Here is a 12049-nt window from a genome sequence, read left to right on the forward strand (position 1 = left end):
CCGCGGTTCTCAACCGGACCCCGGCTCCCGCAAATAGCGCCAGCGCAGCCGCCACTGCTCCCACCACGGCGGGCTGGGCAGGATGCGCACTGTGACCGTATGCACCCCCGGCACGCCGGTCAGCGCAACGTAGCGATCGGCGCCCACGCGCTCCACGGTGAAGACCGCGTCGGCCGCATCGAGCGTGACCGCCGCGGCGTCACGATCCGGCGGCAGGCGCAGCCAGAGCGGAAAGGCGCCAACGCCCCAGGTGCGGTAGGACAGCGCCAGGGCGTCGGCCGCGGGCGTGTAGGTGTAGCTGAGCGCGCGGCCGGCGCCGGTCAAGGTGCTGGTAATGGCGCCGCTGGCCTCACCCAGGCGCACCGTCACGCGTAGCGCGCCGCCCGCCTGCCACTCCACGCCATACAACCCCGCGTTGATCGCCTGCACCAGGGTGGCTGCGCCAGCCGCGTAATCACGCGCCATGCTGGCGTGGGCCAGATCCGGCTGGCGCGTCTCTGGGCGCAGCCCTCGCGCCTGCCATTCGTAAACCTGACCGGGATGATTGGCCCACGCCCGCGCTACCTGGCGCAGGTGCAGCAGGGCGCGGCGGCTGTAGCCAGCCTTGAATTCGGCCTCGATCTGCACCCCCGCCCACCAATCCCAGACGCCGCCGTTTTGATAGCGCCCGGCCTGCATGTCAACCTGCGGAAAAGTCCAACTGGCATAGGGCGGCCACAGGCTGAGGCCCGGCTGCGTCGCGCCGGCGGCCAACTGCGCCTGCGCCAGCGCCGCCAGGATCGCCTGCGTTTGCGCCGGACTGCTGAAGCCGACCTGCGCCGCCACCGCATTGCTGATCGCCAGCAGGCGCCCCTCGTCGAAAGGATGTTGCTACGTCGCGCATGGCGGCCCTTCTGCACACGCCGGCCCGGCCAGGTGGAGATGCAGGCGGTAAAAGCCGCGCTGCGGCTGCCACAGGTCACGATTGGCGGCCGCCTGCAGATCGGCCGCACGTTGGCGCCAGGTCGCGGCCCGGCTCGCGTCGCCCAACGCTTCCCACATCGCTGCCAGTTGCTGCGCCGCGCGCCAGGCCAGGACCTGGTCGAACAACGAAGCGGTGCGTAGGGCGCGGGCCGGATCGAGATCGGTCGGGTTGGGCGCCGTCGGGTCGAGAGTCACATCGCCCCAGTCGGTGGTGTGCCCGCGCCAGATCAGGCCGTTGGCCGCGTCGCGGCGGTTGTCCCACAGCCAGCTCAGCGCCGCGTCCAGGCGATCAATGACACGCGGCGCGGCCAGGTCACGCGGGCGAGCCGCGCAATGGTCGCAGCGACTTTCTGTCAAGTCCGCCGTGCCGGTGATGATCGTGGTGAGCCAGGCCGCGCCCTGCACCTCGAACAGGCTGTAGGCAGCACCGATCAGCGAGGTTTCCTCGTCTGAAACCGCGCTGGCTTTGTCCAGGCGACCATCGCTGTGCAGCACACCGGGCAGTGCGCCCGCGCCCGCCTGCCAGCCATCCTCATCGCTGGCCGTGGTTGCGCCGTATTGGCGGCGCAAGAAGGCCTCCACGCCAGGTTGCCAGGCGCTGGGCGGGTAGAAGAGACGCGCGGCGGGCACAATCCAGCTCAGATCACGGCCGAATAACGGTGGATAGATCGCCGCCGGGCGAAAACCGGTCACCGGGGCGCCGGTCGCGTCGGCCCACGTCACCTGCGTGGCGGAGAAGACCGCCTCTGCCGTCACGCGCATCGCCTCGACAGCCGGCTCGCGCGGAAACAGCCAGGTTGTCGGCGGCAATTCCCCGGCGCCAGGGGCGAAGGCGGCAATCAAGCATGAAAAAAGCAAAGCCAGAAGCGTCAAGAGCAAAAACTCCTGCGCGCAGTGCGGCGTTCAGAACGAACTACTGAGGCCGTCCTTTGAACTGGTCGCTGAAGGTGGCAATCTGGCCGCAGTGCTCGCGCTTGTGACCGTAGTAGGTGTAGACGATGAAATCCTCCAGGTCGTATGCCGCGCCATACCAGGGCAGCGCGCCGCTCTGCTGCCACAGATCAGCCGGAATCTGCGCTGCCAGGTCGCGCACCTGTGCGTGGGCGGCCTGATACTCGGCGTAGACCTCCGCAAAGGTCATGCCCTGGCGCTGGTTCACCTGCTCGTCGTTGAAGTTGTAGTCGGGCCGGATGAACGCTTCCAGATGCGGCGTCGGGCTGCCGGGGTTGATGAACCCGTCGAGAATATCCACCAACACCAGCTCATACGAGCCAAGATGGGCCACCAGGTCCTTGACCGACCAATAGCCACACGCGCCGGCCGTGCCAACTTCCGCGGCCGGGAATGTCTCCACGGTGCGCTGCACCGTCAGGTGTCCGTACATCAGAATATCGCTTATATGCATGGTTTCCTCCCTCTCCTCCTGCGGCAGCCAACCTGGCCGCTACGCGAGGCGATTATCTACCAGACCGCCGCGGCCTGACAGTAGGGGCGATTCCTTGCGGTCGCCCAGTCGCCCAGGGCAGGCGCAAGGCCTGCCCCCACCCCGGTGACGAGAATGGCCACGGGGACGTCTGATAAAATGAGTGATGCGCCTTGCCGGCGCATCAAAACGAGATTGGACAACGAACGAGGTTGACATGAAAGATAAAATCTGCCTGGTGACAGGCGCTACCGATGGGATCGGCAAGGTCACGGCGATCACGCTGGCGCGTATGGGAGCGACGGTGGTCGGCGTGGGGCGCAATGCGCAAAAGACCGCGGCCGTGACTCAAGAAATAAAGCAGGCCACCGGGAATCAAAACGTTGATTTCCTCGTCGCCGACCTATCTCAGGTGCGGCAGGTGCGGCAGGTGGCGGCCGAGTTCAAGCGCCGCTATCCTCGGCTGGATGTGCTGATCAACAACGCGGGCGGCTATTTTGCCAGACGTCAGCAAACCGCCGAAGGTCGTGAGATGACGTGGGCGCTCAACCATCTCAATTACTTCGTACTCACCAACGAGCTGCTCGACATGCTCAAGGCCAGCGCGCCCAGCCGCATCGTCAACGTCTCCTCCGATGCGCACCAGGGCAGCAGCCTCAACCTGCAGGATGTCGAGTTCGAACAGGGCTATGGTCAGGGTTGGAGGCCGTATGCCCATTCGAAGCTGGCAAACGTTATGTTCACTTACGAACTGGCGCGGCGGCTCAAGGATACCGGCGTCACCGCCAATGCGCTTCATCCTGGCTTTGTCGCAACCAGGTTCGGCCTCAACAACGGCACCCTGATGAACCTTGTGATGAAGAGCATCCAGAGGTTGGCCGCGATCAGCCCAGAAAAAGGCGCACAGACCAGCGTTTTCCTGGCTTCGGCGCCGGCCGTCGAGGGCGTGACCGGCAAGTATTTCTCGCATAGCAAGATCACCCCCTCGACCCAAGCATCCTACGACACCGACATCGCCGGCCGCCTATGGGATTTGAGTCTTGACATGATATAATCAGGCGAGAGGAGTTTCGCCTGTGAATCTATCACGCCGCGCCAGGCTGTTGTTGGGACTGCTGCTTTCCCTCCTGATCATCTTCATCTTCGCCGCCCGCGCTTTCCGTCACGCCCCGCGACCGTTGGTGGATGAGACCATCCAACCCTGGATGAGCGTTGGCTACATCGCCCGCTCCTACCGCGTGCCACCCACGGTCCTCCTGGAGACGCTCGGCCTGCCGGCGCGCCCCGACCATCGCCCGCTCAGCGCCGTGGCCGCGGAGCAGAAGCGGCCGGTGAACGAACTGATCGCAATCCTCAACCAGGCCATCACCGCCTATCGCGCGGCCAACCCCACATCAGCGCTGCAGACCGCAGAGCCGCAGCACCCTCCGTCGCTTCTGCAGCGCCTGTTCGGGCTTGAGCCGAGGCGCGCACCATGAGCCTGTCGGAAACGCTCCTGCTGGCTTTCTCCACCTACGGCCTGCCCGCGCTGTTCATCTTCGCAGCCCTGGCGGCCGTCGGCCTGCCCCTGCCGGTGACGCTGCTGCTGATTGTGGTTGGTTCGTTCGTGGATCAGGGCGACCTGGACCTGCTGACCGTGGTGCCGGTGATCAGCCTGGCCGCGGTGCTCGGAGATCAACTGGGCTACGCCATCGGGCGCTGGAGTGGACCACGCGTGGTGGCCCTCGTCACGAACCGATTGGGCGGCGACAAACGGATGGCGCAAGCCGCCGCCACCGTCGCCCGCTGGGGCGGCCTCAGCGTGTTTCTGACCCGCTGGCTGTTGACGCCGCTCGGCCCGGCGCTCAACCTGACCTGCGGCGTCACCCGCTTTTCCTACCTCACCTTCCTCGCCTGGGATATCGCCGGCGAGACGTTGTGGGTCACCCTTTACATCATGCTCGGTAAGTTCTTCAGCGACCGGGTAGAGGCTATCAGCGCCACCATGGGCGACATCACCTGGGTCGTCATTGGCGTCGCGGGCGCGATCTTCTTTGGCTGGCGGCTCTGGCAATCGGCCCATCAGCCCGCCGTTCCTTCAACCACCACACCCACTGGCTAAGCCTGACAACGCCCTCCCCGTAGGTCACGACTCCGGCGTGACAACGCCCTCCTCCGTAGGTCACGACTCCGGCGTGACAACGCCCTCCTCCGTAGGTCACGACTCCGGCGTGACAACATCCTCCCGCCAGGAGGCCGAACCTGGCGAAATCAGAAAATTACCCCACGGTCAACACCGTCGTCAGCGTGTGCGGGACGAGAGCCACGCGTAGAGGCCGGCCCAGATGCGCCTGCGCCCACACCAGCGCTGTTTCGATGGTGGCAAAAGCCGTGAGGTGACACGCCGCAATCTCCTCAGGGCAGAGAGCGCCGACAACCACCACCGGATGCCGCTCAAGCACCTGCGCCAGTATGTAGGCGCGCTGTGCGCCCGGCGGAAAGCCCCGTGCGCGTAGCTCATTCAGCAGATGCGCCGGCCGATCTGCGCCAGCCCGCATGATCTCGGCAAAGCGTTGCTCGCCCGTGCCTTGACCGATGCCCTCCGGGCACGGCGCCGGCAGGATGATGACCCCGCCCGGAGCCAGCGCAGGACGTGCGGTGAGGGCCACGTAGGTCGCGGCCCGGCTGGCCTGGTAAAAATTCTGATCCTTGGGAAAGCCCACGCCGGCAATGATCACGTCGTAGGGCGTCGTCACCGTGACTCCGCTGGCGCGCTGCGCCTGCGCGCCCAGGTGATCGTGAACGGCATCGGGGGCGCCGGCGGCCACCGCCCAGGGCTGGCCGTCGTCCGTGAGGGCCACGTTGAGCACAAAGCGCAATCCGGCTCGACGACCGGCCTCACGCACCGCCGCCTGAAACGGGTTGTCGTGCAGATTGCCCAAGCGCACACCGGCCTGATCGAGCATGGCCGGGCCGTGCGTGTAGGCAATCGTTGGTTCGCCGGCCACCCCCACCGCCACCGTCTTGCTGCCGCCGCTGAACCCCGCGTATTGATGCGGTTCAACGACGCCGGTGGCAAGCAGCAGATCGGCCGCCGCGGCCAGGCGGTTGACCGTCAAAGGGATGCCGTGCTCGCTTTGACCCAGGCTCACCACGTCCTGTTGCGCATCATGATCCACGATGCGATAGCGGGCCACGATGTCCGCGCCCAGTTTGGCCGTTTTTTCAGCCAGCGTGCTGGCGCGATGCAGGCCCGTGGCGCAGAGCAGGGTGATGTGGGCATCCGGCGCCCCCGCGGCGTGCAGCTCGGCCAGCAGCGCCGGCGCCAGCACATCATCCGGGCAGGTGCGCGTGGCATCGGTGAAGACCAGGCAAACCTGCGCGCCAGGCCACGCCAGGTCACGCAGCGGCGGCGCGCCCAGGGGATGGCGCAAGGCAGATGCCAGTGCAGCGGGAAAGTCAGGCAAGGGCGCGGGCGTGGGCGCAGCGATGACATCGAGGGTCATGCCCGCAGGCGGCGCAAAGCTCAAGCTGCCGCGGCCAAACGGGACCTGGTAGTTCATGCAGCCGGCGCCAATTGGCCGCGGAAATGCGCCACGGTGAGGCGAATCACCTCCTGCTCCCACCAGGTCCGGGAAAAGGTGTGATCGGCGCCTTCGATCCACACCAGGGTGCAGCGCTCGCCCAGCGCCTCCCGGTACATCTCGCCATTGTACGGCGGCACGGTCTGATCGGCCGTGCCCTGGATGACCAAAACGGCGCCGGGATGACCGACCACCTCTGCGGTCGGTCGCAGGCGTAGCACATCGGCAATCATGCCCTGCCCCACAATCAGCCCGCCGATGTCCATGCCTCCCTCCACGGGTACCGGCGCAAAGCCGCTGCCGCTGCCGCTGCCGGCCTGGCTGAAAACCCGCGCGGGATCGCCCACCGGCGCCCATAACACCAACGACGGCACGTCTTGCGTGCGGCCGGCCAGGCACGCGGCCACCGCGCCGCCCACGCTGATGCCGCAGACACCGACGAGATCTGGATCAACCGCGGGATGGCCGCGCAGCCAGGCGCGGGCGGCCAGGCCGTCGCTGATCTCCCCTTCGATGGTCACCTGGCTGAAATCGCCCTCGCTCTCGCCGGAGCCGCGGAAATCGAAGCGCAAAACCACAAAGCCCGCCGCCATCAACGCCCGCGCCGCCTTGACCAGGAGAAAATGATGCTCGTTGCGATCGGCCGTGAAGCCATGAAAGATCAGCACGGCCGGAAAGGGACCGGCGCCGGGCGGAATGTGAATCATCCCAAACAGCGTCTGTCCCTGATTTTGGAAAGAAATGAGTTGTTCTGACATCTACCTTGGCCTTTCTATCGGGTGAGGCTATTTTACCCCAAGCCCGCGCGATGCGCCAACGCCTGTCCCTAAAGATAACCGTATTTCCAGGGCCGCATCACACGTTTTTTTCACACATCGTACACACTCCGTCAACTCATGTCCCAGGTGCGACGCCAGGAATTCCGAATGTGAACGGAATGGCTGCCCGTAAATGGGCCTGCGTTCCTCGTTCGGGCGGTTTTGGCCCAAAATCCCCGAGATAGGTGGGCAGCAAGAGGGATTGTGGGCGTTGGAAAGCTACATTTGGAAATGCGGCGCCCCGTAGGGGGCGCCTTGACTTGAGCGAGCGATGCCCCCCACACCCGTCGTCCCGTAGGGACGATTGAATGAGGCCGCCCCGAGCGCAATCTATACCACGACCGCGGGGGATGGATTCAACCGTCCCTACGGGACGGATACGGCTCGTGCGATGGATGGCTAAGGTCAGGTGTCCCTACGGGACGCGTCGCGCCCACCAGGACGGCCTGGCGCTGGCCAGTCACATGGATGGCTACATTTGGAACTGCAGGTGCGACGCACCTTCGTTCGCAAATGTGCCAGATATGCATTATAATGGCATTCGTCGGTGTGACGTGAACACCGGTGATCAAAATTTGCAGTCTCGGCGGATGGCATGGCGGGTATGGATGGTAAAGATAGTATGGATGGTATAGATAGTATGGAAACGAATCTTAGTATTGATGAACAAGTCGCGATTCTGATGCGTGGGGCCGATTTTGGCGACGCGCAAACGTTTACCAACATGGAAAAGGAACTGCGCGTGCGCCTGCTGGAATCGCAGCAGAGCGGACGGCCGCTCAAGGTCTACCTGGGTGTGGACCCGTCCGCGCCCGATATTCACCTGGGGCATACGGTCCCCATGCGCAAACTGCGCCAGTTCCAGGAGCTGGGCCATGAGTGTACCTTTCTCATCGGTAACTTCACCAGCCTGATCGGGGATCCGTCCGACAAAGAAGGAGCGCGCAAACAACTCACGCCTGAACAGGTAGCCGCCAACGCCGCCACCTACACCGCCCAGGCCTTCAAGGTTCTGGATTCGGAGAAAACCAGCATCCGCTTCAACGCCGAATGGCTGGCGCCGCTGAGTTTTGCCGATGTCATTCGCCTGGCCGCAAACTTCACCGTGCAGCAGTTCCTGGCGCGTGACAATTTCGCCAAACGCTTTGCCAACGGCGACGCCATCTGGCTGCACGAGTTCTTCTACGCGCTGATGCAGGGCTATGACGCGCTGGCGCTGCAGACCGATGTGCAGGTCGGCGGTACGGACCAGCTCTTCAACCTGATGGCCGGCCGCAAACTGGCCGAAGGGGCCAACCAGCGCCCCCAGGTTGCCATCACCCTGCCGATCCTGGTGGGCACCGATGGGCATCTGCGCATGAGCAAGTCCACCGGCAACGCCATTGGCATCAGCGAGCCGCCGGCGCAGATGTACGGCAAGGTGATGTCCATTCCTGACCACGCCATGAGCAACTTCATGAACCTGGTCACGCGCTGGACGCCGGCGCAGATCAAGCGGCTCGAAGATGACCTGGCGACCGGCGCGGCCCATCCGCGCGACGTCAAGATGAAGCTGGCCTTCGAGATTGTCGAAATTTTTCACGGCGCGGACGCCGCTCAGGAAGCCGAAGCCCATTTCCGCACCGTCTTCCAGGAACGCGAGCTGCCGGCCGACATGCCGGAGTTTGTCATGAGCGGGCCGCTGGCCCTGCTCGACCTCCTGCAGGCCGCCGGGCTGACGGCCAGCCGCGGCGAAGGGCGCCGCCTCCTGGCGCAGGGCGGCATCAAACTGGACGGACAGCGCCTGGAGCAGATCGAAACCGTGATTGACCTGGGCGCCGCTGGCAGCCGCATCCTACAGGTCGGCCGCCGTCATTTTGTCAGGCTGGTCGGCTAAGCCGATTCCGGTTTTCTCGCCGCCGTTCTTGACACCCCCCTGTTTTGTCGCTAAAATAGACGCACCGGTTATGGTCGGTACGCCTGTTGTTGCTCTCGTGTCCCAGTTCGTTTCATGTCCGCTTATCCGGTAGCACCCGCCTGACGCCTTCTTTGTTGACTCCACGGGCTTGTCAACAAACACAATATCCTGTTCGTGTGACCATGTTCTGCCAGAACTGAAGCGGCAACCTATTCTCTGACAAGCCCTGTAAAATTGCCGACCAGAGCGCTGTACCCGAAAGGAGGTTGGTCATCCCCGCTGCAACCCGTCATCTCAAAGCGGCACCCTCTGCTAATCCATTTTCGCGTTCACATCTGATTCGATTCAGGAGGATTGCAATGGCTCACAAGTCCATGTATCGCGCCATCACGCTGATCGCGGCCATCTCTTTGCTCTTAGGCCTGGTCAGCAGCGCCCTGGCTATTCCGTTGCCAGAAGCTCGTCCCGTGTCCAGCAACAGCTTGAATGCCCTGCTGAATGCCACAACCCTCGCGACGCCAGCCTCAACCGCAGCGCCCGTGCTCGACCCCGCCGGCGTGGCGCGGCTCACCGCCGATGCCAGCGGCAATGTTGAAATCAGCTATGCCCGACCCACCGGCGCCGTCCGCTTCATGCGCCTGGCCGACGGCCAAACTCTCCCCGGCGTCGAAGGCGCGGGCAGCGCGACGGCCAAGGCTGAGGCTTACTTTGCGCTTTACGGCAGCGTCTTTGGCATCACCAACGCCGGCGCCGAACTCAGCCTGACCCAACAACAAACCGATGTTTACGGCTTTGCGCACCTGACGTTCGACCAGGTGTACCAGGGCGTGCCGGTCTTCGCCGGCCGTTTGCACGTCCACTTCGACGGCAGCGGACGCCTGAGCACCGTCAACGGTTACTTCATTCCAGCCATCAACGTCAGCGCGACGCCAACGTTGACCGCTGACCGGGCCGGCAACATCGCTGTGACCACGGTGGGCGCGGCCGATGTCACCGCGGCCAACCAAAGCCTGCGCATCTTCCGCACCGGCATGGCCGAGGGCGTGATTGGCGTCAGCCACCTGGTCTACGAGGTGGAAGTCAGCAACGGCCGCGACGTGCGCGAGTTCGTCTATGTGGATGCCCACACCGGCAAGATCGTGGATCGCATCTCAGCCATCCATGAGTCGCTCAGTCGCAACGTCTATGACGGCGGCTACACGCCCGGTCAGCTTGTCTGGCAGGAAGGCGACCCGTATCCCTATGTCGGCCCCAACGCGGCGGACATCAACAACCTGATTGACGGCACCGGCGAGTCCTACAACCTTTTCTGGAACGCCTTTGGCCGCGATTCCTACGACGCGCTGGGCCATGTCATGGAAACGGTCAACGACGACCCTGGCATCAGCTGTCCCAACGCCAACTGGAACGGCACCACCACCAACTACTGCACTGGCGTGACCGGCGACGACACGGTGGCGCACGAGTGGGGCCATGCCTACACCGAATACACGCACAACCTGATCTACATGTGGCAGCCCGGCGCGCTGAACGAGTCCTACTCCGATATTTGGGGCGAAGTGGTTGACCTGATCAACGGCCGCGGCACCGATACGCCTGGCGGCCCGCGCTCGGCCGACGCCTGTTCCCTCTACTCCACACCGCCGCCCATGTTGACGGTCAACTCTCCGGCGGGCATTGCTGGCGACTATCCGGCCGGTTCGGCCGCGTTTGGCCCACCGCTGACCATCGCCGGCCTCACCGGCAACGTGGTTCTGGTGGATGACGGCGTGGGCGGCGGCATTCCGCCGGCGTCCGCCTCCACCGACGGCTGCGAACCGCTCATCAACGGCGCGGCCGTGGCCGGCAACATCGCGTTGATTGATCGCGGCTTCTGCGCCTTCACCATCAAGGTCAAGAACGCACAGGACGCCGGCGCCATCGGCGCGATCATTGCCAACCACATCACGGGCGGCGATGCGCCCTTTGGCATGGCCGGCTCCGATCCCACCATCGTCATCCCCTCGCTTTCCATCGGCTACAGCAACGGTAACCTGATCAAGGCGCAGTTGGGCACAGGCGTCAATGTCACCCTGCACCTGGGCAGCGGCGCCGCGCCGGATGACTCCTATCGTTGGCTCTCCGGCGAGGATGATCCTGCCTTCGGCGAATCCATCCGCGACATGTGGAGCCCGAACTGCTACTCGGACCCCGGCCGCGTAACCGACGCCTACTACCAGTGCGGCAGCACCGACGGCGGCGGCGTGCATACCAACTCTGGCGTGCCCAACCACACCTTCGCGTTGATCGTGGACGGCGGCACTTACAACGGCCAGACCGTGATGGGCATCGGCCTGACCAAGGCTGCGCACATCTACTGGCGCGCCCAGGCCTTCTATCAAGGCCCCGCCAGTGACTTCGCCGACCATGCCGACTCGATCCTGGCGGCCTGCAACGACCTGCGCGGCATTGACCTGCCCGATCTGACCACTGGTCTGCCTTCGGGTCAGATTCTCACCGCAGGCAACTGCCACCAGGTAGACTTCGCCAGCCTGGCGACCGAGCTGAGCACCCCGCCAACGCAGTGCAACTTCCAGCCTCTGCTCAACCCCAACGCGCCGGCCCTGTGCAGCGCCGGTCAGGTGGTGAGCGACATCTTCATGGAGGACTTCGAGGCGGGCCTGGGCAGTTGGACCCTGACCAACCAGGGCGTCTTCAGCGGTTGGCAGCCGCACGACTGGGAGGCCGACAACACGCTGCCCGGCGGGCGAGCCGGCGCCGGCGCCTTCGGTGTTGATCCGCTGAACGGCAACTGCGACGGCGGCAACGGCGACGTTTCCGGCGTGATCCGCATGGAAAGCCCGGCGTTCATCATTCCGCCTGGCGCCCTGCCCGAGATCGCGTTCGATCACTACATCGCGTCTGAGCTCAGTTGGGATGGCGGCAACGCGGAGGCCAGCGTCAACGGCGGCGCCTATGCGCTGATCCCCGCGTCGGCCTTCACCTTCAATGCGTACAACATGACGCTGACCGCTGCTTCGGGTGGCAACACCAACCCGTTGGCCGGACAGGAAGCCTTCTCCGGCACGGACGGCGGCGCGGTGAGCGGCAGTTGGGGTCAGTCGCAGATTGACCTGGGCTACCTGAACCTGGCGCCCGGCGATTCGGTGCGCCTGCGCTTCGACTTCGGCAACGACGGCTGCGCGGGTGTGGACGGCTGGTACGTGGACGACTTGCGCGTCTTCACCTGCACCAACCCCACCGCGGTCTCCCTGAGTGAACTGAACACGCCCACGCGACCGGCGACCTGGCCGTGGGTGCTGGTCGTTGGCGTCATGGCCGCCGCGGCCGGCGCCTTCGCCCTGCGCCGCCGCGCGTCGCGTTCTCAAATGTAACATCACCCGCC

General features: G+C 64.8%; 10 protein-coding genes. 5 read left to right on the forward strand and 5 right to left on the reverse strand.

Going from position 1 to position 12049, the window contains the following annotated elements:
* Nucleotides 1-9 precede the first annotated feature (9 nt).
* Genes IPF85_RS14810 through IPF85_RS14820 form a run of 3 tightly spaced genes read right to left on the reverse strand, consistent with a single transcriptional unit; the run spans nt 10 to nt 2368 of the window.
* Nucleotides 10-825 carry a hypothetical protein gene (locus IPF85_RS14810; protein ID WP_343408853.1) on the reverse strand — a complete coding sequence of 272 codons (816 nt, stop codon included), beginning with the start codon at nt 823-825 and terminating at the stop codon, nt 10-12.
* 45 nt (nt 826-870) lie between these two features.
* A complete protein-coding gene (locus IPF85_RS14815; RefSeq protein ID WP_343408854.1) occupies nt 871-1836 on the reverse strand; it encodes a hypothetical protein in 966 nt (321 codons plus the stop codon).
* A 40-nt stretch (nt 1837-1876) separates the two neighbouring features.
* Nucleotides 1877-2368 (reverse strand): maleylpyruvate isomerase N-terminal domain-containing protein, encoded by a 492-nt coding sequence (locus IPF85_RS14820; protein ID WP_343408855.1) that lies wholly within the window; start codon nt 2366-2368, stop codon nt 1877-1879.
* 235 nt (nt 2369-2603) lie between these two features.
* On the opposite strand from IPF85_RS14820, the gene IPF85_RS14825 reads away from it, so the two are divergent.
* Genes IPF85_RS14825 through IPF85_RS14835 form a run of 3 tightly spaced genes read left to right on the forward strand, consistent with a single transcriptional unit; the run spans nt 2604 to nt 4487 of the window.
* A complete protein-coding gene (locus IPF85_RS14825) occupies nt 2604-3440 on the forward strand; it encodes an SDR family oxidoreductase (RefSeq protein WP_343408856.1) in 837 nt (278 codons plus the stop codon).
* Nucleotides 3441-3462: 22 nt separating this feature from the next.
* Nucleotides 3463-3864 carry a hypothetical protein gene (locus IPF85_RS14830; RefSeq protein WP_343408857.1) on the forward strand — a complete coding sequence of 134 codons (402 nt, stop codon included), beginning with the start codon at nt 3463-3465 and terminating at the stop codon, nt 3862-3864.
* Nucleotides 3861-4487, forward strand: a complete 627-nt coding sequence (locus IPF85_RS14835; RefSeq protein WP_343408858.1) for a DedA family protein — start codon at nt 3861-3863, stop codon at nt 4485-4487. Before IPF85_RS14830 ends, IPF85_RS14835 begins: the two co-directional genes overlap by 4 nt.
* Before the next feature lie 157 nt (nt 4488-4644).
* Here the strand turns inward: IPF85_RS14835 and larA are convergent, their stop codons facing one another.
* Both larA and IPF85_RS14845 read right to left on the reverse strand, forming a co-directional pair.
* On the reverse strand, nt 4645-5928 hold the full coding sequence (gene larA / locus IPF85_RS14840) for a nickel-dependent lactate racemase (RefSeq protein WP_343408859.1): 1284 nt from the start codon (nt 5926-5928) through the stop codon (nt 4645-4647).
* Nucleotides 5925-6707, reverse strand: a complete 783-nt coding sequence (locus IPF85_RS14845) for an alpha/beta fold hydrolase (RefSeq protein WP_343408860.1) — start codon at nt 6705-6707, stop codon at nt 5925-5927. The genes larA and IPF85_RS14845 overlap by 4 nt, the downstream gene beginning before the upstream one ends.
* Nucleotides 6708-7407: 700 nt before the next feature.
* Here IPF85_RS14845 and tyrS point away from each other — a divergent pair.
* Nucleotides 7408-8643, forward strand: a complete 1236-nt coding sequence (tyrS, locus tag IPF85_RS14850; RefSeq protein ID WP_343408861.1) for a tyrosine--tRNA ligase — start codon at nt 7408-7410, stop codon at nt 8641-8643.
* Nucleotides 8644-9023: 380 nt separating this feature from the next.
* On the forward strand, nt 9024-12038 hold the full coding sequence (locus tag IPF85_RS14855; RefSeq protein WP_343408862.1) for a M4 family metallopeptidase: 3015 nt from the start codon (nt 9024-9026) through the stop codon (nt 12036-12038).
* Nucleotides 12039-12049: the final 11 nt, after the last annotated feature.

This window comes from Candidatus Amarolinea dominans, assembly GCF_016704685.1.
In the GTDB taxonomy this organism is placed as follows: Bacteria; Chloroflexota; Anaerolineae; order SSC4; family Amarolineaceae; genus Amarolinea; species Amarolinea dominans.